Origin of the sequence: Corynebacterium casei LMG S-19264, assembly GCF_000550785.1 — a bacterium.
In the GTDB taxonomy this organism is placed as follows: domain Bacteria; phylum Actinomycetota; class Actinomycetes; order Mycobacteriales; family Mycobacteriaceae; genus Corynebacterium; species Corynebacterium casei.
Genome location: NZ_CP004350.1, coordinates 720,119 through 743,860, shown reverse-complemented (window position 1 = coordinate 743,860; position 23,742 = coordinate 720,119). Strand labels below are relative to the sequence as shown.

Genomic DNA, 23,742 nt, shown 5'->3' with positions numbered 1-23,742 from the left:
AAAAGTTAAGCAAGCCAGTTTTCGGCCTGCTCAACCTACTTCTTGAATGGGTTGACCGAAGTCAGGTTCTTGCGCAGTGGATCCATTGGCTTGATGACATCATTGGTGACACCGGTGTCGATGAGCTCAGCCAGGTACTTACCGGTTGCTGGGCCCAAGACGATGCCCCACATGCCGTGGCCACCGGCAACAAATACGTTGCGGGACTTAGTCTCACCAATCAAAGAGAGTCCATCTGGGGTAACTGGACGGGAGCCTACCCACTCATCCTGGCGGTCATCCAAGTCGACATCGCGGAATGCGACGCGGGAGTTGTTGACGATGGATTCGATGCGACGTGGGATCAAAGGATCATCTGGGTCGCGGAATTCCATGGTGCCGGCGATGCGGAAACGGCCCTGGTAAGGGGTACATGCAATGCGCTGCTGTGGCAGGTAGACAGAGTGCTTGATTGGCTCTGGGGTTGCAACTGAGAAGGAGTAGCCACGGCCAGCCTGAACCGGAACCTTGACGCCGTGGTCACGAACCAGATCCGATAGCCATGCACCGGATGCGACAACAACCTTGTCTGCTTCCTCGCGTGTGCCGTCGGAGTAAACAACAGCTGCCTTTGCGCCGCCCTCAACAGATTCGACGGCCTTGCCGGTGACTACTTCGCCACCACGGTCAGTGACAGCCTTGGCAATGGCCTCAACATATGGGCCTGGCTCGATAAAGCGCTGGCCTTCCAGGCGGTACACGGCCTGAATCTCATCAGAGAGAATCGGAACCATGGACTGAGGATCATCCACGCGGTTGATTTCAACTTCCTGGCCATAGCGAATTGAGCCGGCGATTTCTTTGAAGAATCCACGGGAATCAGGCTCAGACTTGAAGCCGATTACGAATGGCCCCTCGTGGGACTTAGCTTCAACGCCGCCGAGCTCCAGCTCATCGAAAGCTTCAAGCGCGACCTTATCAATTGGGGTCAGCTTCTCCATGGTCTTATCCCATGCAGAATCAGAAGCGTGCGCCATAAATTGCGCTAGGAACTTCCACAGGCGAACATCCACCTTGAATGGCATTGACAATGCTGCATCTGGATCCAGCAACAGCGATGGAGCCTGTCCCCACAGGCCGCTCTCTGCCAATGGAATGGTCTTAGCCGGTGCTAGCCAACCTGCGTTGCCCCATGACGAACCAGCTGCGACACCATCACGGTCCACAACTTTGACGTCATAGCCGCGTTCCTGCAGGTGCCAAGCTGTAGCCAAACCGACCATGCCTGCGCCCACGATAATCGCTCGTGCCACGTATCCTCCTCGAGAAAGTACTGAAGTATTCCTTTTCGACACCCCAACAGAAATGCGAGCTGTCACTCACCGGATAATTATGCAACCTAACATCACCAATTGACTAGTTAGGTGGTGTAGTTGACCAAAATTAAGCTCTTTCGGGGTTGGTCGCTGTGCGAACGCCGAAATCTTGGTGACAGTACTGCGCGCACCCACCCTCATCAAGGTGAGAAAACAAACCGCTATTAGTCATTCTCTTCCCCAGTGCGGGTGCTAGTGTCATTATTTAAACAACCAAGTGGCAAGACGCTCTGGGTCGAGTATGGCGTGACGGGCAACACCAGCAAAGTGTCTGCGATTGTTTACAGCTACACGGGCTCCAGTGCACGAGTAAACCAAGGAATGACACTATTTCTGTGAAAAATTCCCGTGCCAAGCGGCATCTCCCCGCAGCGTTATTAATTACGCCTGCGCTATTAACCTTGGCCGTTGTCATCGGCTACCCCGTCATCCGCGCCATCATGCTCTCTTTCCAAGGCAACCGCCGTTTGGATCCAGAGACCGGCACGTTTGTTGAAGGTGGATTCGCCGGACTAGAAAATTACCTGTACTGGATCACCAACCGCTGTATGTCACCATCAGGTGAGGTCACCGTCTGTCCCCCAGGCGTTATTGCCACGGACTTTTGGCCAGCGGTGAAAATCACCATTTTCTTCGCTGTCACCACCGTGCTGTTGGAAACCATCCTTGGCATCATGATGGCCCTGATTATGAACGGTGAGTACCGCGGCCGCGGCCTGGTTCGCGCGGCAGTGCTTATTCCGTGGGCGATTCCAACTGCCGTAACCGCGAAGCTGTGGCAGTTCATGTTCGCACCACAAGGCATTGTGAACTCTGTTCTGAATCAACAAATCCACTGGACCACCGACCCGTGGGCAGCGCGATTGGCCGTCATCATCGCCGATGTGTGGAAGACGGCTCCATTTATGGCGCTGCTGATTTTGGCTGGTCTGCAGATGATTCCAAAGGACGTCTATGAAGCTGCCCGCATTGACGGTGCTTCACGTTGGCAGACCTTCGTTCACATCACGCTGCCACTGGTTAAGCCAGCGCTGATGGTAGCCATCTTGTTCCGTACCTTGGATGCACTGCGCATGTACGACCTTCCGGTCATCATGATTTCTGGTTCCTCCAACTCGCCTACCGCAACCATCTCGCAGCTGGTTGTAGAGGATATGCGCCAGGGCAACTTCAACTCAGCCTCGGCAATGTCGACGCTGATCTTCCTACTGATCTTCGCCGTGGCATTTACCCTCATTAAGTTCCTCGGCGCCGATATCGCCGGCGGAACCGGCATGGAAAAACACAAGCCGATTAAGAAAAGCGGTGAAACCACCGACGTGGACGAAGCCTCCGATCCGACAGCTTCGTCAGCTGCAGGAGAATCTGGTGAGCTTCAACCGACAGGGGTTGTGAGTTCACCGGACAGTTCAGTAGGCGGTTCACCGGGTGCTGCAACAGGTGATAGTGCGAAGGAGGAGCGTTAATGAAACAATCTAAGCTCTCACAAATCGGCCACTACGCCGGCATTATCTTCATCATGTTTTGGGGCCTGGCACCGTTTTACTGGATGGTTGTCACCGCGCTGCGCGACTCCCGGCACACCTTTGACACCACTCCGTGGCCAACGCACGTTACCTTGCAGAACTTCAAGGATGCGCTGGCAACCGATAAGGGCAATGACTTCCTCGGCGCGATTGGTAACTCTTTGCTGATCTCCCTGTGTACCACCGCGTTAGCCGTGGCGATTGGCGTATTTACCGCCTATGTTTTGGCGCGCATGGACTTCCCCGGCAAAGGCATTGTCACTGGCATTATTCTGGCGGCTTCAATGTTCCCGGGCATCGCGCTGGTCACTCCGCTGTTCCAGCTCTTTGGTGATTTGGGCTGGATTGGTACGTACCGCGCGATGATCATTCCGAATATTTCCTTCGCTCTGCCGCTGACCATTTACACACTGGTGAGCTTCTTTAGGCAGCTGCCGTGGGAGCTCGAAGAAGCAGCGCGCGTGGATGGTGCGACTAAGGCGCAGGCATTCCGTTTGATTCTTTTGCCGCTGGCAGCACCGGCACTGTTTACCACCGCCATCATCGCATTCATCACCACGTGGAATGAGTTCATGTTGGCGCGTCAGCTGTCCACCACCGCGACCGAACCAGTCACCGTTGCCATCGCGCGCTTCTCTGGTCCATCAGCATTTGAGTACCCATACGCCTCCACCATGGCTGCGGGTGCGCTGGTGACCATTCCACTGATCATCATGGTTCTTGTCTTCCAGCACCGTATTGTTGCCGGCCTTACCGCCGGCGGCGTGAAAGGCTAAGAATGCATCCGGAGCAAGCCCGCCTTCTTTGGGATTCCGGAATCGGTTTCCTGGGTTTTATCACCCTGATGACTTATGTCCAAGCAATTTTCAACGTCTTTGCCCCTGCGCCAGCAGTATGGCCAGGGTTTCTAGCCGCAGGCTTCACCTTCGGAATGTGGGGACTGCTGCGCGCTAAAAAGAAGTATTTTCGCCATCTCAACACAGAAAGTTCTGATGACTCATGACGAAACCAACCACTCACCGCTGGTACGAAAATTCTGTGTTCTACCAAATCCTGGTGGGTGTCTTCAACGACACCACCGGTGAAGGCATTGGCACGCTCAAAGGCGTGGAAGAAAAGCTCGACTATCTGCAGTGGTTAGGCATCGACTGCATTTGGCTTTCCCCTTTCTATGCCTCCCCGCTGCGCGATGACGGCTATGACATTGCGGATTACCGCGCGATTCATCCGGACTACGGCACCATGGAAGACTTTGATGACCTCATCGAAGCTATCCATGCCCGCGGCATGAAACTGATTACAGACCTAGCACTCAATCACACCTCCATGGACCACCGCTGGTTCCAAGAGTCCCGCAAAGACCCGCATGGTCCGTATGGCGACTACTACGTGTGGGGCGATGACCCGAACCGCTATCCGGAAATCCGCATCATCTTCACCGACACCGAATCCAGCAACTGGAGCTTCGATGAAGTGCGCGGGCAGTACTACTTCCACCGCTTCTACAAAGAGCAACCGGACCTCAACTATGACAGCCCCGCTGTGCACAAAGAGGTGCTCTCCCTCATTGATTTTTGGATGGACAAGGGCCTCGATGGTTTCCGCCTTGATGCTATTCCTTATCTATATGAACGTGATGGCGCCGGTGGGGAGAGTCTCCCGGAGACGCTAGAATTCATCGAAAAGCTGCGTGCCCACGTTGATGAGCACTACCCTGATGCTTTCATGATTGCGGAAGCCAACCAGCCGCCTGCCGAGACCCGTGAATACTTTGGCAACGGCGACCGCGTACACATGGTGTTTAACTTTCCGCTAATGCCCCGGCTCTACCAGGCGGTGGCCACCAGTCAGGCAAGCCCGATTATTGAAATCATGCCGGACTTACTGCATCTACCACCAGGCACGCAGTGGGGTAACTTCCTGCGCAACCATGATGAGCTCACTCTGGAAATGGTTTCCGGCCCTGAGCGTGAGCTGATGTACTCGTCTTATCTTCCCGATGATTCCATGCGTGCGCACCTTGGTATTGCGCGGCGTCTGGCTCCGTTGATGGACCATGACCGCGCCAAGATTGAATTGATGTACGCGCTGATGTTCGGCCTGCCTGGTGCGCCATTTTTGTACTACGGCGAAGAACTAGGAATGCATGATGAACCATCCCTGCCCGACCGCTACGCTGTGCGCACGCCGATGCAATGGGAGCCCGGCCCGGGTGCTGGTTTCACCACCTCCGATACACCGAAGCTTCCTATCGTAGGCGGCGAAGGCCTGTCCGTCTCTGAACAGCGCCACGACCCGGATTCCCTGCTGAGCTTCGTGCACTCGCTGATTGCTGCGCGCAAGGCGCATCCTGAACTTGGCATTGGCAACTATGAATCCATCGACGTGGCTGAGCCTTCCCTGCTTGCCGTTACCCGCACACTCAAGGCTGAAGACCGCGTTATCCCTTCTGATCCGATAAGCTCTGCGCCGCTGGTGTGCCTGTATAACTTTGCCCCGCACCCGATTGCCATCCCTCCCCAAGCCCTAGCTGGCGTTAACGGCGTGGGCCGCGTGGTCATCGGCTCTTTCGACACCGCCGCCGAAGTCCACTCCGGCGACGCACTCCCGGGCTTTGGCTTTGTCTGGCTAACAGCATAGAAAGCAACTTTTACTCGCCGATAACCGCACCTGCGACGGTTAGCGGGGAGTAAACTTTTATAACAGTGAGTTCGCTCTCTGCCCTAGATATCCCGCGGTTTTACCAGTCGCGGTGATTTTCAGGTTCACGGTTTCTGTCCAGATGTCTCTCCAACTACAGCTGTAATTGCAGCCGCTGTTGCGATTGTGGATGGCATTTTGTTTAAGTTTTGCTTCGGAAAATGAGTGACCTTCGTCAAAACACGAGGAAATTCTCATATTTTTTCGAGCGGCTTTAAGCCCGTGACCTGCGCAATTTTGTTTTGTGATTGAAATCACCGGGATTCAATGGTGGATTCCGGCAGGAATAGAGTCTAGGATTTCGAAACATGACCATTTCCTCACCTTTCACGGATCTTGACAGCTTGGAAGACGACAACACCACCGCAGGCAAACTTGCCGAACTGAAGCGTCGCCGCGCTGAAGCGACCTTACCTATGGGTGAGGCCGCGGTTGAGAAGGTTCACGCACAGGACCGCCTCACCGCACGCGATCGCCTGGACTACTTGCTCGATGAGGGCTCCTTCGTGGAGACCGACATGCTGGCAAAGCACCGCACCACCGACTTCGGCATGTCCAAGAAGAAGATTGTCACCGACGGCATTGTGACCGGCTGGGGCACCATCGACGGACGCGAAGTCTGCATCTTCTCCCAGGACGGCACCGTCTTCGGCGGCGCACTCGGCGAAGTTTATGGCGAAAAGATGATCAAGATTATGGAGCTGGCCATCACCACCGGCCGCCCATTGATTGGTCTCTACGAAGGCGCTGGCGCCCGTATCCAGGAAGGCTCCGTCTCCCTGGACTGGATTGCCCAGACCTTTTACCAAAACATCAACGCCTCCGGCGTCGTCCCACAGATTTCTGTCATCATGGGCGCATGTGCCGGCGGTAACGCTTACTCCCCCGCCCTGACTGACTTTGTTGTCATGGTGGACAAGAAGTCCAAGATGTTCGTCACCGGCCCAGACGTTATTAAGACCGTCACCGGTGAAGAAATCACCCAGGAAGAATTGGGCGGCGCTTCTGCACACATGATCAACGCTGGTAACTCCCACTACACCGCACAAAGCGATGAAGAGGCACTGGACTGGGTACATGACTTGGTTGGTTACCTGCCTTCCAACAACCGCCTGCAAGCACCGTTGGAAGACACCGAGTTCATCGATGAAATCACCGCTGATGACCTCAAGCTGGATGAAATCATCCCAGACTCCCCAACCCAGCCATATGACGTTCGCGAAGTCATCGAGTCTTTGACCGATGACGGCGAGTTCATGGAAATCCAGGCTGAGCGCGCCGAGAACGTCGTTATCGCATTAGGCCGCATCGAAGGCCAGACCGTAGGCTTTGTTGCTAACCAGCCAACCGTCTACGCCGGCTGCTTGGACATCGACTCCTCGGAGAAGGCTGCACGCTTCATCCGCACCTGTGACTCCTTCAACATCCCACTGGTTCTGCTCGTGGACGTACCAGGCTTCCTGCCAGGTCTAGACCAGGAGCACAACGGCATTCTGCGTCGCGGCGCGAAGCTGCTCTACGCATACGGTGAAGCAACCGTTCCAAAGATCACCATCACCATGCGCAAGGCCTACGGCGGCGCATACTGCGTGATGGGCTCCAAGGGCCTAGGCGCTGACGTGAACCTGGCATGGCCAACCGCGCAGATCGCCGTGATGGGCGCATCTGGTGCTGTCGGCTTCATCTACCGCAAGGAGCTCAAGCAGGCACACGAGAAGGGCTTGGACGTAGCTGAGCTGGCTAAGTCCTTCGAGCGTGAATACGAAGACCACATGCTCAACCCTTACAAGGCAGCAGAACGCGGCCTCATCGACGCAGTCATCTTGCCATCTGAGACCCGTCAGATGGTTGCACGTAACCTGCGCCTGTACGCCGACAAGAACGTTGCACGTCCTGCCCGCAAGCACGGCAACATCCCGCTGTAAGAAGTAACTCCCCGAATATCGGCCAAGCACCGCTTCACCTATGACAGTCATGGCGACTGTCAATGGGTGAATGCGGCCTCGCTATGTCGAAGCATGTTCGGGGTTGTAAACTAGCTGTTTATGACTAAAAAACCGGATCTGAAAACGACTGCCGGCAAGATCGAAGACTTAGATCAACGCGTCACCGAATCCCTAAACCCCTTGGGTGAGGGCGCAGTTGACGGTGGCCAAGAAGCTGGCCAGCTCACTGCACGGACCCGAATTGATGCTTTGCTCGATGCCGGTTCTTTTGTTGAAACTGACGCACTTGCACGCCACCGCTCCGTGGACTTTGACCGTGAGCACAACAAGCCATCCACCGATGGTGTTGTGACCGGTTACGGCACCTTGGACGGCCGCAAGGTCTGCGTGTTTAGCCAGGACGAGTCCATTTTTGAGGGCACCTTGGGTGAGGTTAATGGCGAGAAGATCATCAAGATCTACGACCTAGCCCTCAAGACTGGTGTTCCTATTGTTGGCATTCATGCTTCTGCTGGTCCTCGTGTCCAGGAAGGCATTGTCACTTTAGGCATGTACGGCCGCATCATGGCTCGTGCAACTTCAGCTTCTGGTTTGATTCCGCAGGTCTCCGTTGTTGTTGGTGATACTGAGGGCATGGCGTCATTCTTGTCTGGTTTCTCCGACGTTGTTGTTATGACCTCGCAGGCGGCGTTGCACCAGGCACGTCCAAGTGTTGTGGCGCAGGTCTTTGGTGAGGATGTCACTGCTGCTGAACTAGGTGGCGCTGGCGTTCACTGTGAAAATGGCACCGCGCAGATCATTGCTGAAACTGATGAGCAGGCTTTGCTCATGGCGCGTGATGTGTTGAGCTACTTGCCGGTGAATAACCGTGCGGAAGCTCCTCGCACCGAGGCAGAGATCATGGCAGGTTCCATTACTAACAACATCAGCGAGGCAGATAAGAAGCTGCTGGATATCATCCCGGATGAGGCTTCTACTGCTTATGACATGCGCGAGGTTGTAGACAGCGTCGTGGATGACGCTTCCTTCTATGAAGTCAGCGGCGCTTTTGCCCCCAACGTGCTCACCGGTTTTGCACGTATTGAGGGCCGCAGCGTCGGTGTTGTTGCCAACCAGCCAATGGCTAATGCTGGCGCGCTGGACTCGGCAGCGGCGGAAAAGGCAGCTCGTTTTATCCGCACCTGCGACGCTTTCAACACCCCAGTTGTTACCTTCGTAGACTCCCCTGGTTTCGTGCCTTCCGCTGAGGAAGAAAAGGCTGGCTTGGTTCGTCGTGCCACCAAGCTTGCTTATGCCTACGCGGAAGCATCCGTTGGCAAGATTACGGTTATCACCCGCAAGGCTTTGGGCCCAGCATTCGTTTTCATGGGTTCCAAGGATTTGGGTGCGGATCTTGCTTATGGTTGGCCAACCGCTGAGATTGCTGTCGCGCAGACCTCCCAGGCTGCCGAAGACATCTACGGCGCAGACGCCACCGAAGAGCAAAAGGCTGAGCTGGAAGAGAAGTTCATGGGTCCATACCAGGCTGCTGAGCGCGGCATGGTGGACGCGGTTATCTCTCCTGCTGCAACCCGCGGTCACTTGATTGAAGGCCTGCGCCTTCTTGAACGCAAGGTTGTTCCAGCTGCCCTGAAAAAGCACGGCAACATCACGCTATAACCCCACACTGACCCCGCATGCTGTCAGAAGAGTGTAAAACTTTTCGTAGCTGTAGACCACGTACACATTCTGTGGCAGTCTTAAGAAATAATCTGAAACTGCCGCACAGGGTGTAAAACACCAAAGGAAGAGAAGACATGACCACTTCGACTGTTACTGATAACGCCGACAAGGCCACCTCAGCACCACTGTTTAGCGTGGTCAAGGGAAATCCTTCCGCACGTGAGATTGCTGCGCTGACTGCCGTGTTCGCACAGCTTTCCAACCAAGCTCGGCGCGACGCTGCTGGTGCTGGCGTGTCCAAGCACGGTGAGCGCAACCTGTGGGGTCGTCCCGAGGACCGTTTCAACTCCCAGCTGCAGTTCAACCCAGCTGCGTTTAAGAACGTTCGCTTTTACTAGGGTCTCGGCCATTATCGTCCGTGCTTCTCAGTCAGGATGGTCATTAGTTTCAGCTAAGCAGCGGTAGCGCACACGATTTCAATCGTCTGTGCGCCACCGCTTCTTTTTATGCTTCACCCTAGATAGTGATCTAGAATTCCCCGCATGCAAATTATTCTCGCTTCTCAATCCCCATCACGCGCTTCAATTCTGCGCGGCGCGGGTGTTGAGCCGGTTCTGCGCCCGGCACACGTGGATGAAGCATCTCTCATTGACTCTCTCGGCGACGCTGCCCCCGCCGAGGTTGTTTCGCAGTTGGCTGTTGCCAAAGCTAAAAAGATAGCCCCTGACTTCCCGAATGATGTTGTTATTGGCGGTGATTCCATGTTGCTGCTTGATGGCCAGCTACAAGGCAAGCCACATACTATCGATGCCACCATCTCCCGCTGGGAGCAGCAAGCCGGCAAGACCGCTGAGCTACTCACCGGCCATTGCGTCATCTGGGGCGACCAGATGCACGTTGAGACCTCTAAGACCACCGTGCGCTTCGCACAGGCCACCCTGGCTGATATCCGTGCCTATGCCGCCACACAAGAGCCGCTCGAATGCGCCGGCGCTTTCACGCTGGAGGCCATCGGCGGTTGGTTCATCGACCGCATTGAAGGCGACCCTTCATCGGTCATCGGCCTCTCGCTCCCGGTTGTACGTCGCGCCTTGTATTCCTTCGGGCTGTCCGTCAGTGAGTTCTGGACGCCGTGCACCACTAAGGCCGACGCCGAAGAGACCACAGCGGATTCCGCTGCACCCCTGGCGCCTGTCACAAACTAGGGCTGCCAGGTAGATTGGTCAGCATGGAAATGAAAGACATGCTTGCGCCACCACCAGTTAAACTCCCCGAAGATCCGGCATTGGCCGAGGCTTCAGCCAACTCCCCACGTGAGCTGGCAGCCAAGTTCCCTGCCAGCCCTTATGCCTGGGCTGTGCTTGCGGAGGCCGAGTTAGAAGAAGCTAAGGCTTCCGCAGGCGACAATGCGGAGGCTGAGCCTTCTGCTTTCATCACCGCTTATGCTTTTGCCCGCACTGGTTACCACCGCGGGTTGGATCGTCTGCGCAGTAATGGGTGGAAGGGCTGGGGCCCGGTTCCTTTTGATCATGAGCCTAACCAGGGTGTGCTGCGTGCTATTGCTGCGCTTGGTCACGCTTCGCAGGCTATTGGTGAGTCGGAGGAGTATGACCGTCTTCGCCAGATGCTTTCCGATGCCGACCCAGCCTCCGTCGGCACCTTGCTCGACAACGAATAATATTTAGTTTTCTACCTCATTAGCCTGCGCTTCTCATATTTTCAGTGAGAGACGCAGGCTTTATCATTACTGTGGCAGCCATGACCAAGATTGAACCAAAAGTCCAGCTTCCATCCATTGGTTTCGGCACGGTGCACCTTGATGGCGCAGCCGGCGTTGAGGCCATGACTTCGGCGATCAAGACCGGCTATCGCCTGATTGATACCGCGTACAACTATGAAAATGAAGGCGCGGTTGGTGTGGCCTTGCGTAAGTCTGGTGTGCCGCGTGATGAACTCATTGTGACAAGTAAGCTGCCGGGCCGTTTTCACAAGTTTGAGCTTGGTCGCCCGCGGATCGAGGAAAGCCTTTACCGGCTGAGCCTGGACTATCTGGATTTGTTGCTTATCCACTGGCCGAATCCGAGCCAAGATCTGTATGTTGAGGCGTGGCAGGCGCTCATTGATGCACGCGACCGCGGCCTTGTTCGCCACATCGGCGTGTCCAACTTCTTGCCTGAGCACATGGAACGCCTGGAGAAAGAAACCGGTGAGCTGCCCGCCGTGAACCAGGTTGAGCTGCACCCCTACTTCCCGCAGGTAGAGCTGGTCGAATGGCATGATGCCCACGGCATCATCACCGAAGCGTGGAGTCCTTTGAGCAACGGTCGCGGACTTGTTGAGGAACCCCTTTTGGCGGAGATCGGTCAGAACCATGGTGTTGGCGGCGGCGAAGTCGCGCTTGCCTGGCACCACGCACGCGGTATCGTTCCAATTCCGCGATCCACCAAGCCGGAACGCCAAAAGTCCAACTTGGATGCTGTGAACATTGAGCTCAGCGCCGAAGAGATTGAATCAATCACCGCGCTCGGCCGCCCCAATGGCCGCATCAAGGACCAAGACCCCGCGGTGTACGAGGAATTCTAAACAAACTTCCTCGTGCACCGAGTGAAATACCGAGCAGTGCATCAGGCTTAAGTGCAATTGTTTAGTGCGCGACGTCCCATCGAAATCGCGTGATTCCGATGATGCCAGCCACGACTAGTACGATGAGCAGTAAGATCACGGGAGCCACCATGTCGCGTAATGGGTCGCCAGCCCAGGACAGCTGGGCGGCATCCACAAACCAGCGAACGGGTGAGTATTTAATAATGTTCTGAATGCCTTCGGGCATCGCGGACAATGGGCTGAATGCTCCCGATGTAAGCATGAGCAAGATCATCAAGATATTGCCAAGGCCAGTTGCCGCTGCTGTTGAGGGATAAATGGTTGACAGTGCGCAGCCGAGCGCCAAAAATGCGCACAGCCCAACCACGCAAACAGCTAGGACACCCACGATGTTGCTGGGTAGAGATACTCCAAAGGCTAGGACGCCGAGAGTCAATGCAGTGAGCATTCCCAATATTCCCACCGCAAAGTGAACGGTGAGAGCTGCGGCAACAAAAGTACCGCGGCGCAGCGGTGTGAGGCTAAGACGCCGCAGGGCACCTGATTCGCGCAGGGTAAGCATTGCAACTGGAACTTGTAGCACTCCGATCATCGCTAAGACTAGAGATGCGAATGCTGGCAAGGTCGCGTCAAGAAAACCCATGCCACCGAACTCTGCTCGTGCATCGTTTCCAAAGATGGCTCCGAGAATGATTACGAGTACCGGAGCAAATGCGAAGGAGAAAAATAGTCCCACAGGGTCTCGACGTTGAGAACGCCAAAGCGCGGTTACTAAAGCGCGATATGTAGTCATGATGCCTTCTCCTTTGCCTCAATACTTCGGCCGGTAAGAGCCAGGAATACGTCTTCAAGTCTGGGACTCGTCGTATCCAAGCTTGCGATAGTCAGATTGTTTTCAGATAGTTTCATCAACACAGCCTGGAGCGCTTCTGGAGAGCCATGGAAGCTCAATTCACTGCCATTGACCTGACAGTGAGTCAATCCTGAAATATCAAACAGATCGAGCGTTTCAGTTGGCGCCGAATGCAGCGTGATGGTTGCGCTGGTGCCGCCGCCATGTTCACGGATAAGTGCTGGAACGGTATCCATCGCGACTAAACGCCCGGCGTCAACAATTGCTACGCGGTCACAAAGTCGTTCGGCTTCTTCCATGTAATGAGTAGTAAGCACTACCGTGGTTCCGTTGTCTCTTACTTGCTCGATAATCTCCCACATATTCCGCCGGGATTGTGGGTCCAAAGCCGTGGTGAGCTCGTCTAAGAATGCAAGCTCTGGCTGGTTCAGCAATGCAAGAGCGACAAATGCTCGCTGTCGTTCACCACCGGATAGCTTTTCAATTCGGGTATTTGCTTTATCTTCGATACCAAGCTCCCGCAGCAGATCTCGCCAGGGACGAGTACGTACATACAGAGCTGAATACATTTCCAGAGCGTCCCGAACCGTAAGCCGGGGTGGCAACGCAGCATTCTGCAATTGCACCCCGACCCGCTGGGTTAACGCATCTTTCTCCCCGACTGGGTCAAGGCCCAGCACCTCGATGTCTCCAGAGCTGGGACGGTCCAAGCCTTCCAAACAATTCAGAAGGGTGGTCTTCCCTGCCCCATTGGGTCCGATAATTCCGAAGATTTCGCCGTGTTGGACCTCGAAAGAAACATCGTCAAGCGCGCGAAAACGCCCGAAGTCTCTAACGACATTGCGGCATTGCACTACGTTAGCCATTTAGGTTTCACCACCCTGTGGAGGCATGCCCGGCTGACCTGGCATTGCTTTAGCAACAATCTCATCTAGTAGTTCTTGACGCATCAAGGCAATGCCTTGGTTGGCATCGGCAAGCAAAAGCAAAGTGTCGCCCGGTTTGATATCAAACAGATCCCGCGCAGCTTTCGGGATGACCACCTGCCCCTTCGGCCCGACCTTAACCGTTGCTGCAAATTTTCCAGGCGGGGGTGTCTGGCTCACATCCATGTTCTCTTCCTCACTACTCGATTCCACAAAAAGCATGAAGTTCCACAAGTATAACTTGTTATACCACCCCGCGGGAAGGACCAATCAAAATGCGGCGCATTATATAGGTTTTCACTTGAAAAATTTATATAACTATAAAAGGGGGCTATCTTTGATTTAATCTCCCTAGCCCCCTACTCTGGAACGAGTGCCTGCACAGGCATTTTTCGTGCAAAAGGATTACGGAGGGTTTATGGCATACCTTGCCAAATCTCATAAAAGAGAAACTTCTGAAGATCCAACAAGCACTAATTCTTCAGAAGAGTTCAAGCATTCAACTGTAAATAAACCTGTATTTTTCACAGCTGCAGGTTTAATCATCGCATTTGTCCTGTGGGCTTGGGTGGCGCCCGGACAAGCTGAAACAGTCATTTTCGGATCCATGGACTGGATCGCCGAAAATCTTGGCTGGTATTACATTCTGACCGCGGGCATCATCGTTCTTTTCGTGGTCATCGTCGCGCTATCGCGTGTAGGAAACACACGACTCGGCCCAGACCATTCGAGGCCAAAATACCGAATGTTTACGTGGGCCTCAATGCTGTTCGCCGCTGGCATCGGCGTTGACCTGATGTTCTTCTCCATCGCCGGTCCAGCAACAAACTATCTCACGCCACCAGAGGCCGAGCCGCTCTCTGATGAAGCAGCCCGAATGGCAGCGATTTGGACAATGTTCCACTACGGCATTCCCGGATGGGCCATGTACGCGCTCATGGGTGTCGCGCTAGGACTATTTGCCTACCGCTACCACTTGCCGCTGAGCATCCGCTCCGCGATTGCACCCATCTTCGGTAAGCGCATCCATGGTGCAACCGGAAATGCCGTAGACGTCACTGCAACGCTAGGAACCATCTTTGGTATCGCAACCTCATTGGGTATCGGCGTTGTCTTCCTGAACTACGGTCTTTCAGAATTGTTCGGACTTCCTACCAACTCCGCAGTGCAGGTCGCACTGATTGCTTTGGCCGTTCTGATTACAGTTCTTTCAACGGTGTCCGGTGTGGATAAGGGCATTCGCCGACTGTCCGAGCTGAATGTACTGCTCGCGGTTGGTCTGCTGTTGTGGATTTTGATCACTGGCAAGACCGCAGAGCTGCTAGGCCAGCTCGTGCAGAATATTGGTGACTTTTTCAGCCGCTTCCCTGGCATGCTGTTTAACAACTTCGCTTACACCGAAGGCGCGCCTGCTTACCCAGCTGAGCAATGGTTGGGCGACTGGACTCTGTTCTTCTGGGCATGGTGGATGGCCTGGGCGCCATTCGTCGGTCTGTTCCTCGCACGTATCTCACGCGGACGTACGCTGCGAGAGTTCATCTTCGGTGTGCTCATCATTCCGTTCGGATTCATCCTGTTGTTTGTTTCCATCTTTGGTAACGCAGCACTGTCTGCCTTCCGCGACGGTGATGACGCATTCCTCCAAGAGGCGGTTGAGCTTCCCGAATCAGGTTTCTTCAACCTGCTATCGCAGTTCCCCGGCGGTACATTCCTCATCGCTGTCGCGGTGTTCGTCGGCATGCTCTTCTACATCACCTCAGCCGATTCCGGGTCGCTGGTCATGGCCAACATGACATCGCACGCGTCACTGCAAGACTCCGATGGCGCACCATGGCTACGAATCTTCTGGGCCGTAGTCACCGGCGCACTAACCCTGGTCATGCTCTTCATTGACGGCGTCTACACACTTCAGGCCGCTGCCGTTCTTATTGGTTTGCCGTTCTCAGTCGTGATGTACCTGCTCATGGCCAGTGTCCTCAAAGCCCTGCGCGCTGAATCCCGCAGTCTGGACTCCAGAATGCAATCGGTGGCTCTCGCATCGCGAGGCATAACTGCGGTGACCGATCAGTTGGATTGGAAGGAACGCTTGGCTGGCCGCATGGCCTTCCCAGGACCAGATCAGGCCAGAACATTTGTTGAAGAAGTTGGAACGCCAGCGGTTGAAACTGTTGCCCTAGAGCTGAGGGAATTGGGCGCAGACGTTTCTCTGTCCAAGGGCGAGTCAGCCGAAGACGGCATGCCGTTCGTTGATGTCACCATCAAGTTCCCTGAGCAAGAAGACTTCAAATATCAGCTCTGCCCTGTCATGCACGCAGTTCCAACGTGGGCGGCCCACCAAGACAATGATGATGAAAGCTTCTATGCCGTTGAAGTATTCACTGCTCGTGGTACCCGCGGTGTGAACGTCATGGACTTCACCGAAGACCAGGTCATTGCAGATGTTGTGAGCTCCTATGAGACCCACCTGACCTACATGGCCATGGGTGGCACTGAAGGTACATCGTTTACTGGTGTGGAAGCGCACGCCCCCACCGAATGGGATGGAACAGGTAGCGTCGATTCCGAACTGACTGACAATGAAGCCGACTCAAATTAAGAAAGTGAGTACTCACATGACTAAGAATCAACATTTCATTAACGGTGAATGGGTTGACTCCATTTCCGGAGCCACTCGTACCATCATCTGTCCTGCTAATGGCGAAGTCGTTGCAGAGGTAGCTGAAGGCGGCAAGGAAGACGTAGAAAAGGCGATTCTTGCCGCGCGCGAAGCTTTTGAATCTGGCGCCTGGTCAGGCGTCGCTGCCTCCAAGCGCGGTGATTTTCTGATTAAGGTCGCCGAGGAAATTGAGCGCCGCAAGGATGAATTCGCACGTGCAGAGGCACTTGATACCGGCAAGCGCTTGGTAGAGGCGGAAGGCGATATGGATGATATCGCCAACTGCTTCCGCTACTACGGAAAGATTGCGGATTCCAACCCTGGCCGTATCGTCGACGCAGGTGACCCAACGGTTCTTTCCCGCGTAGCTTATGAGCCAATGGGCGTGTGCGGCATGATTACCCCTTGGAACTTCCCACTGTTGCAGGCTTCCTGGAAGATTGCACCGGCACTGGCCACAGGCAATTCTTTTGTCATTAAGCCGTCTGAGCTCACCCCATCCACTACTTTGCTGATTGCTGATGTCCTCGACTCACTTGGACTTCCAGCTGGTGTAGCCAATGTGGTTATGGGTGACGGCGCCAACGTCGGTTCCGTACTCTCCTCCCACCCAGAAATCGACCTCATCTCATTTACCGGTGGTCTGGCAACGGGCCAGAAGATTGCAGAATCCGCAGCCAAGGGTGTTAAGAAGGTAGCTCTTGAACTTGGCGGCAAGAACCCAAATATTGTTTTTGCTGACGCAGACTTCGACGCCGCTGTTGATAACGCACTCAACGCAGGCTTCTTGGACTCCGGCCTCGTGTGCTCCGCTGGTACGCGTCTTATCGTGGAAGAATCCATCGCCGAGAAATTCGTCGACGAGCTGGTGCGCCGCGCCGAAGGCATTGTCATGGGCGGACCATTCGATGAGAAGGCAGAGACCGGCCCGCTTATCTCCAAGGAACACCGCGACAAGGTCACCGACTACGTCAACCGCGGCATTGAAGCAGGCGGACGTCTGCGCTGCGGCGGCCACTGGGGTGGAGACGAATTGGCCAACGGCTACTTCTACGCACCAACCGTGATCGATCAGGTGGTATCTGACAATCCTGCAGTACAGGAAGAGGGCTTCGGCCCAGTCATCACCGTAGAAACCTTCAAGACTGAAGCCGAAGCAATTGTTTTGGGCAATGACACCAACTACGGCCTTGCTGGTGCTGTCTGGTCCTCGAACCAGGGCACCGCGCACCGAGTATCCACCAAGCTGCGCCACGGCACCATCTGGATCAATGACTACCACCCATACATCCCACAGGCAGAGTGGGGCGGATTCAAGATGTCCGGCGTAGGCCGCGAGCTCGGCCCATCTGGCCTTGAGGAATACCAGCAGGCAAAGCACATCTACCAAAACACTGAGCCTGCAGCCACCGGTTGGTTCCCAGAGAAGTCCAACAACAAGTAACCAAGAACAAGAAACGCTCAAGTAAAGAACTAAAAGGAGATTTCAATGGCTGAACAGAAGGAATACGACTACATCATTGTTGGTGGCGGCTCGAGCGGTGCGGCGCTGGCTGCACGATTGAGTGAGAACCCAAATGTGAGCGTCGCCCTTCTTGAAGCAGGTCCACATGACTCCAAGCATGATGAGGTGCTCACCCTTAATCGCTGGCCCGAGCTACTGGAATCAGGCCTTGACTGGGACTACCCGATCGAACAGCAGGAAAACGGCAACTCCTTCATGCGCCACTCACGCGCAAAGGTGCTCGGTGGCTGTTCGTCTCACAACTCGTGCATCGCTTTTCACACCCCAGCAGAAGATGCAGACCTGTGGGAAAAGCTCGGCGCAACTGGCTGGAACCGCGAAACCGTACTGCCACTGATTAAGAAGCTAGAGACCAATGACCATGAGGGTGACCAGAACGGCCATGATGGTCCGGTTAACCTCATGTCTGTTCCGGCAACCGATCCAGTTGGTGTCGCAGTCCTTGATGCCTGCGAAGAAGCCGGTATCCCACGCAAGACCTTCAACAAGGGCGAAACCGTTAAGCACGGTGCGAACTTCTTCCAGATCAACTCGAAGCAGGATGGCACCCGCTCCTCTTCCTCGGTTTCCTACCTTCACCCAATCGAAGGCCGTGAGAACCTGGATATCCTCACCGACATGTGGGTTTCCCGCATCGTCTTCGATGAAGACAACAATGCAACGGGTATTGAATACATGCGCGATGTTTTCGGTCGCCGTGCCGTCTTGAACGCGAAGCGCGAAGTCATCATCTCTGCCGGCGCAATCAACACTCCTCAGCTGCTTATGCTCTCAGGAATCGGCCCAGCCGAGCACCTCAAGGAAAACAACATCGAGGTCCGCGTGGACTCCCCTGGCGTTGGCTCTAACCTGCAGGACCACCCAGAAGCTGTCATCAATTTTGAGACCACGGTTGATATGGTCTCAGACTCCACCCAGTGGTGGGAGATCGGTATTTTCACCCAGATTGATGAAGATACTGACCTGCCAGATTTGATGATGCACTACGGTTCCGTGCCGTTTGATATGCACACCTTGCGTCAGGGCTACCCAACCGCGGAGAACTCATTCGCGCTCACGCCGAATGTGACCCACGCGCGCTCCCGCGGAACGGTTCGCCTGCGTTCCAATGATTTCCGCGATAAGCCACTTGTTGATCCTCGTTACTTCACGGATGAGGAAGGCTATGACATGCGCATTGCTGTCGAAGGCATCAAGCTGGCCCGCAAGATTTCGTCGCAATCAGCGCTTGCCGATGTAGTCAAGCGTGAACTCTCCCCTGGTCCGGAGGTGCAAACCGATGAGGAAATCGCTGACTACGTTGCGAAGACCCACAACACGGTTTACCACCCAGCAGGTTCCTGCCGCATGGGCTCTGCTGACGATGACATGTCGCCGCTCGATCCAGAGCTGCGCGTCAAGGGCGTCAACCGCCTGCGCGTTGTCGACGCCTCCGTCATGCCGCAGCTCGTTGCCGTCAATCCGAACATCACCTGCATGATGATCGGTGAACGCGCAGCACAGCTCATCAGTGAACAATAGCTATCGTTCGGTAGCAGCTTAAGAAAGCTCTTGCCCTTTTGATCAATTACTGATCATTGGAGGCAAGGGCTTCTTCTTTTCCTCCACGCGCGAAATAGCTACAGCCGCGACTCGCTGTTGGATGCCCATGTCCAGTTCGGAGGTGAAGCCCACGCAGGAGCAGTTGATCTCTCCGAGGACATAGGTGTCGTTGCCGTCGGCGTCATCGGCAAGCATGAAATCTGCGGTCCAGACCAATGGGATATTGTCGCCGCCGAGCTTTTCAGCGATAACTGGGCGAGCCTCAGCGAACATATCTACCAAGTCCTGCCATGCCTCCGGAGTGTCATAGCTGTATTTTGCACCCGAGAACAGCGTGGCCGAGAAATTATCCCCGCCCTCTGCTGGCTTCTTATGCACCACGAAGACTGGTTCTGCGCCCACGAGCAGGATGCGGATTTCACCCTCGACGATACGCGACATAAAGCGCATGTCCACCAGCATGCCGTTATCACCAATAATGTAGCGGTCGCAGAATTCCATGAACTCACCCAACTCACGAATCTCGGTATGGTTATCCACCGCTTCCGTGCACTTGAGCTGCGTATCCAACGGCAAAGGAGTACCCGGCGTAACCGATGCGGCCAGTTCCTTATCTTCTAGTTGCACGCGCCAAATGCCGGAGCCAGTAGAACCACGGTTCTGCTTGAGCACGCGCTCACCAAAGGACAAGGATATTGGGAACGTGTCGTGGAAAGTTTCCACGTCGTAATAAGCAGCGGTATCGGATGGAACCAAGTCCGTGTCATTGAGCTTGACCAAAGCATCTTTAGCCCCGTAGGCCATCATCTCTTCTGGTGTGGACATGCCCACCAGACCCGCCTCAGTGAGCTGAGTCAGCAGCTCAAAGTAGACCTTCTCACCGCCGGGAATGTTGCCCGGATTTACGCGAGAGATATAGGCATCAAAGTTTTCAGAAACATAGGTGAAGATATCTTCGCGCCATTCGGGGCGGAAGTAGACAACCTCAGCATACCAGCCGGTTTCCAGAATGGAATTCACAATCGGCATGGTGTCTTTGCGGTGACCATCAAAATACTTGTCAGAGCCGCCTTCGACTTCGAAGACCACAATTGCTTTGTGCATGGGACTCTCCCTTCAAGGGTTAGTGGAGAAAAGGGGTGTTATACAAGTGGGCACCGCTTAGGCTCATCACATTCAGCCGCGCCCTCCACATGAAAAATAGCGCATAAACCCGTTGGCAGCGCACTCAACCGAGTGGCAATTTTTGTAGGGGTAACCTGCGCCTTTAGCGTTATAGATATTTAAAAATAGCGAGGTCAGATACCTATTCCCTGCGGTGCGCGCCCCGCGCATTGTTCGCTATGTGAATTTTCTGTAGTCAATACCACATTTTGCCATCCCAAGTGACCATTCGAGGGCCAGCCCTGTAAGGTTGAGGTGACGTATTGGAGCCAATAAATAGTTTCCACAATAAAGAAAGGCCGTCGACGTGACCGAATTCGATCCGCACCCACCTTTTCAGGATTACGCACACCCCGGCCGCCTCGTTTCGGCGCCCTGGCTATCCGCACGCCTAGGCATTAAAGGCCTTCGCGTATTCGAGGTCGATGAGGATTCGTTGCTCTACGATATCGGCCACATCCCAACCGCAACCAGGATTAACTTCCACACCGAGCTGCTGGACCAGGACACTCGGGACGTAGTGAACCCTGCGGGCTTTGCAGCATTGATGCGCGAGAAGGGCATCAAGCGCGATGACACCATTGTTATCTACGGCGACAAGTCCAACTGGTGGGCAGCCTTCGCACTGTGGATCTTTGAACTTTATGGCCATGAGGATGTTCGCCTGCTCGACGGCGGCCGTGACTCGTGGATGGCGGAAGAGCGCGATACCTCTTATATGGTTCCGGACTTCCCAGAATCTGATTACCCAGAGCCCCCACGCAATGACGCGGAGCTGCGAGCCTTTGTCACTGAGCTGATCGAACAAGATCCTAAGCGAGCGATCATTGATACCCGCAGCGCGGAAGAATACAACGGGGAGCCAACCACGCATTCCGCTAGCGGTGACTCCCAGTACGGAACCACCTTCCGCCACGGCCACATTCCAGGTGCAACCCATATCAAGTGGGACGCGGCGACCTACGCGAATGCCACTTTCCGTCCGCTGAAGGATCTGGAATCCACCTACGGCGAGCTACGTTCGGCATCGGAAGTTGTTTTGTACTCGCACCTTGGCGCACAGGGTGCACACACCTGGTTCGTTCTGAAGTACTTGCTGGGCTTCGATAACGTCCGCAACTATGACGGAGCTTGGGCAGAGTGGGGCAACATGGTCCGCATGCCGATTGAAAAGTCCGCCAATTAATCCGAGTTAGGGCCATCTCGGATTAGTTTCGAAGACATTCGGTTTCGGAGATTCACCGAGGATTAGCCAGATGTAATTGAAGACACGCCCGTACCTTCACACGTTTGTGCTGGTACGGGCATTTTGTCTATTGTTTGTTGCGAAAAAACAAAATATGACGGTATTCTCATGTTTCTGTGTGTAAGAATAGCTAGAGTTCAAACTTATTAATTTTTAGGAAGGTCTAATAGCCGTGGCAGTTGAATCCAAGAAGATCACCAAGGTTCTTATCGCCAACCGCGGCGAAATCGCGGTTCGCGTTATTCGCGCAGCTCGTGATGCCGACATCGCATCGGTTGCGGTATATGCGGAACCAGATGCAGATGCACCATTCGTCGCTCTTGCCGATGAAGCATTTGCCCTTGGCGGTCAAACTTCAGCAGAGTCCTACCTTGCCATTGACAAGGTTCTGGACGCCGCGAAGAAGTCCGGCGCGGACGCCATCCACCCTGGTTATGGTTTCTTGTCTGAGAACGCTGAGTTCGCACAGGCTGTCATCGACGCTGGCATCATCTGGATCGGCCCATCACCAAAGTCCATTGCTGACTTGGGAGACAAGGTCACCGCTCGCCACATCGCTGAGCGCGCGCAAGCGCCAATGACCCCTGGCACCAAGGATCCAGTTGCAGATGCAGCTGAGGTTGAGGCATTCGCTGACCAGCACGGACTGCCAATCGCCATCAAGGCAGCTTTCGGCGGCGGTGGCCGCGGCATGAAGGTTGCTTATGAAAAGTCTGAGGTTGCTGAGCTCTTCGAGTCCGCAACCCGTGAGGCAGTGACTGCCTTCGGTCGCGGTGAGTGCTTCGTTGAGCGCTACCTGGACAAGGCACGCCACGTTGAGGCGCAGGTCCTGGCTGACCAGCACGGCAACGTCATCGTTGTTGGTACCCGTGACTGCTCCTTGCAGCGTCGTTTCCAGAAGCTGGTTGAGGAAGCTCCTGCCCCATTCTTGACTGATGAGCAGCGTGCATCCATCCACGAGTCCGCAAAGCGTATTTGCCGCGAGGCTGGCTACTACGGTGCCGGCACCGTTGAGTACCTGGTTGGCTCCGACGGCCTCATCTCCTTCCTTGAGGTCAACACCCGTCTGCAGGTTGAGCACCCAGTAACCGAAGAGACCACTGGTCTTGACCTGGTACGTGAGCAGTTCCGCATTGCTGAGGGCCAGGAGCTGCGTATCAAGGAAGACCCAACTCCACGCGGTCATGCTTTCGAGTTCCGCATCAACGGTGAAGATGCTGCCGCTGGCTTCATGCCTGCACCAGGCACTGTTACTCGCTACGATGAGCCAGCTGGCCCAGGTGTCCGCGTTGACTCCGGTATGCGCGAGGGTTCCGTCATTGGCGGTCAGTTCGACTCCATGCTGGGCAAGCTCATTGTCTGGGGCGAGACCCGTGACGAGGCTCTGGCGCGCTCCCGCCGCGCACTGGCTGAGTACAAGGTTGAAGGTCTGCCAACGGTTATTCCTTTCCACCAGGCAATCACCGCTGATCCTGCATTCATCGGCGACGGCTCCAACTTTGAGGTCTACACCAAGTGGATAGAAGAAGAGTGGAAGAACGAACTTCCTGCTTTTGTCGATCCAGCTGAGGCAGCTGAAGAATCTGATGAGCTGCCAGCTCAGAAGTACGTCGTTGAAGTTGACGGTCGCCGCGTGGAGGTCGCTCTGCCAGGCAACCTGGTGGTTGGCGGCGGCGCTGCCCCACGTAAGAAGTCCAAGAAGCGTCGCGGTGGCGGCGCAAAGGCTGCGGTTTCCGGTGACTCCGTTGTTGCACCAATGCAGGGCACCGTCATCAAGGTCAATGTTGAAAATGGCCAGGAAGTCCAGGAAGGCGAAATTGTTGTCGTCCTGGAAGCCATGAAGATGGAAAACCCAGTTAAAGCACACAAGTCCGGTATCGTCTCCGACTTGGCTGTTGAGGCTGGCTCCCAGATCAACAAGGGCAACCCGATCCTTGAGATTAAGTAGCCTGAGCTAACACAACAAATACTTCTCCCCGAATTCGGTAATTCGGTCAGGAATTACCCTGGCCGTCGAATTCGGGGAGAAGTATTTTT

Annotated in this window: 21 protein-coding genes; 15 read left to right on the top strand and 6 right to left on the bottom strand. The window is 54.9% G+C overall.

Translation table 11 applies throughout. The features are described 5' to 3' along the window. Window positions 1–35: 35 nt before the first annotated feature. Window positions 36–1,262, bottom strand: coding sequence for an NAD(P)/FAD-dependent oxidoreductase (locus tag CCASEI_RS03620; RefSeq protein ID WP_051461242.1), 1,227 nt, complete (start codon window positions 1,260–1,262; stop codon window positions 36–38). A 428-nt stretch (window positions 1,263–1,690) separates the two neighbouring features. On the opposite strand from CCASEI_RS03620, the gene CCASEI_RS03615 reads away from it, so the two are divergent. The 10 genes from CCASEI_RS03615 to CCASEI_RS03570 all read left to right on the top strand — a co-directional run bounded on the left by CCASEI_RS03615 (window position 1,691) and on the right by CCASEI_RS03570 (window position 11,772). Continuing rightward, entirely contained in the window at window positions 1,691–2,821 is a 1,131-nt protein-coding gene (locus CCASEI_RS03615) for a carbohydrate ABC transporter permease (protein WP_025387160.1), read from the top strand. Continuing rightward, the gene (locus tag CCASEI_RS03610) at window positions 2,821–3,657 is read left to right on the top strand and encodes a carbohydrate ABC transporter permease (RefSeq protein ID WP_006821483.1); all 837 of its coding nucleotides are present in this window, start codon (window positions 2,821–2,823) and stop codon (window positions 3,655–3,657) included. The genes CCASEI_RS03615 and CCASEI_RS03610 overlap by 1 nt, the downstream gene beginning before the upstream one ends. A 2-nt stretch (window positions 3,658–3,659) precedes the next feature. Continuing rightward, window positions 3,660–3,884: a hypothetical protein gene (locus tag CCASEI_RS03605; protein WP_025387159.1), complete on the top strand. Its 225-nt coding sequence runs from the start codon at window positions 3,660–3,662 to the stop codon at window positions 3,882–3,884. Next, window positions 3,881–5,521, top strand: a complete 1,641-nt coding sequence (locus tag CCASEI_RS03600) for an alpha-amylase family protein (RefSeq protein ID WP_025387158.1) — start codon at window positions 3,881–3,883, stop codon at window positions 5,519–5,521. The genes CCASEI_RS03605 and CCASEI_RS03600 overlap by 4 nt, the downstream gene beginning before the upstream one ends. A 368-nt stretch (window positions 5,522–5,889) precedes the next feature. Continuing rightward, a complete protein-coding gene (locus CCASEI_RS03595; RefSeq protein ID WP_025387157.1) occupies window positions 5,890–7,506 on the top strand; it encodes an acyl-CoA carboxylase subunit beta in 1,617 nt (538 codons plus the stop codon). A gap of 120 nt (window positions 7,507–7,626) precedes the next feature. After that, on the top strand, window positions 7,627–9,186 hold the full coding sequence (locus tag CCASEI_RS03590) for an acyl-CoA carboxylase subunit beta (protein WP_006821479.1): 1,560 nt from the start codon (window positions 7,627–7,629) through the stop codon (window positions 9,184–9,186). Between the two features lie 137 nt (window positions 9,187–9,323). Next, window positions 9,324–9,587, top strand: coding sequence for an acyl-CoA carboxylase subunit epsilon (locus tag CCASEI_RS03585; RefSeq protein WP_025387156.1), 264 nt, complete (start codon window positions 9,324–9,326; stop codon window positions 9,585–9,587). 144 nt (window positions 9,588–9,731) lie between these two features. Next, a complete protein-coding gene (locus tag CCASEI_RS03580; protein WP_025387155.1) occupies window positions 9,732–10,394 on the top strand; it encodes a Maf family protein in 663 nt (220 codons plus the stop codon). 23 nt (window positions 10,395–10,417) lie between these two features. Further along, window positions 10,418–10,867 carry a DUF3151 domain-containing protein gene (locus CCASEI_RS03575; protein ID WP_006821476.1) on the top strand — a complete coding sequence of 150 codons (450 nt, stop codon included), beginning with the start codon at window positions 10,418–10,420 and terminating at the stop codon, window positions 10,865–10,867. A gap of 80 nt (window positions 10,868–10,947) precedes the next feature. After that, window positions 10,948–11,772, top strand: a complete 825-nt coding sequence (locus CCASEI_RS03570; RefSeq protein WP_025387154.1) for an aldo/keto reductase — start codon at window positions 10,948–10,950, stop codon at window positions 11,770–11,772. A 61-nt stretch (window positions 11,773–11,833) separates the two neighbouring features. Here CCASEI_RS03570 and CCASEI_RS03565 read toward each other — a convergent pair whose 3' ends face one another. From CCASEI_RS03565 to CCASEI_RS15555, 4 genes are all read right to left on the bottom strand, one after another. Continuing rightward, window positions 11,834–12,586, bottom strand: a complete 753-nt coding sequence (locus CCASEI_RS03565; protein WP_006821474.1) for an ABC transporter permease — start codon at window positions 12,584–12,586, stop codon at window positions 11,834–11,836. After that, a complete protein-coding gene (locus CCASEI_RS03560) occupies window positions 12,583–13,512 on the bottom strand; it encodes an ABC transporter ATP-binding protein (RefSeq protein WP_006821473.1) in 930 nt (309 codons plus the stop codon). Before CCASEI_RS03560 ends, CCASEI_RS03565 begins: the two co-directional genes overlap by 4 nt. Continuing rightward, window positions 13,513–13,794 carry an AbrB/MazE/SpoVT family DNA-binding domain-containing protein gene (locus CCASEI_RS03555; RefSeq protein ID WP_225868436.1) on the bottom strand — a complete coding sequence of 94 codons (282 nt, stop codon included), beginning with the start codon at window positions 13,792–13,794 and terminating at the stop codon, window positions 13,513–13,515. Window positions 13,795–14,010: 216 nt separating this feature from the next. Then, window positions 14,011–14,169 (bottom strand): hypothetical protein, encoded by a 159-nt coding sequence (locus tag CCASEI_RS15555; RefSeq protein ID WP_229255166.1) that lies wholly within the window; start codon window positions 14,167–14,169, stop codon window positions 14,011–14,013. Here CCASEI_RS15555 and betT point away from each other — a divergent pair. Genes betT through CCASEI_RS03540 form a run of 3 tightly spaced genes read left to right on the top strand, consistent with a single transcriptional unit; the run spans window position 14,114 to window position 19,274 of the window. Beyond that, window positions 14,114–16,168 carry a choline BCCT transporter BetT gene (betT, locus tag CCASEI_RS03550; RefSeq protein ID WP_229255154.1) on the top strand — a complete coding sequence of 685 codons (2,055 nt, stop codon included), beginning with the start codon at window positions 14,114–14,116 and terminating at the stop codon, window positions 16,166–16,168. The genes CCASEI_RS15555 and betT overlap by 56 nt on opposite strands. A 16-nt stretch (window positions 16,169–16,184) precedes the next feature. Then, the gene (locus CCASEI_RS03545; protein ID WP_025387152.1) at window positions 16,185–17,672 is read left to right on the top strand and encodes an aldehyde dehydrogenase family protein; all 1,488 of its coding nucleotides are present in this window, start codon (window positions 16,185–16,187) and stop codon (window positions 17,670–17,672) included. A gap of 45 nt (window positions 17,673–17,717) precedes the next feature. Beyond that, window positions 17,718–19,274: a GMC family oxidoreductase gene (locus tag CCASEI_RS03540; protein ID WP_025387151.1), complete on the top strand. Its 1,557-nt coding sequence runs from the start codon at window positions 17,718–17,720 to the stop codon at window positions 19,272–19,274. A gap of 42 nt (window positions 19,275–19,316) precedes the next feature. Here CCASEI_RS03540 and CCASEI_RS03535 read toward each other — a convergent pair whose 3' ends face one another. Continuing rightward, a complete protein-coding gene (locus tag CCASEI_RS03535) occupies window positions 19,317–20,399 on the bottom strand; it encodes a Cj0069 family protein (protein ID WP_025387150.1) in 1,083 nt (360 codons plus the stop codon). 367 nt (window positions 20,400–20,766) lie between these two features. Between CCASEI_RS03535 and CCASEI_RS03530 the strand changes: the two genes are divergently transcribed. Continuing rightward, the gene (locus tag CCASEI_RS03530; protein WP_025387149.1) at window positions 20,767–21,645 is read left to right on the top strand and encodes a sulfurtransferase; all 879 of its coding nucleotides are present in this window, start codon (window positions 20,767–20,769) and stop codon (window positions 21,643–21,645) included. Window positions 21,646–21,877: 232 nt separating this feature from the next. Beyond that, the gene (locus CCASEI_RS03525; RefSeq protein ID WP_006821466.1) at window positions 21,878–23,653 is read left to right on the top strand and encodes an acetyl-CoA carboxylase biotin carboxylase subunit; all 1,776 of its coding nucleotides are present in this window, start codon (window positions 21,878–21,880) and stop codon (window positions 23,651–23,653) included. Window positions 23,654–23,742: the final 89 nt, after the last annotated feature.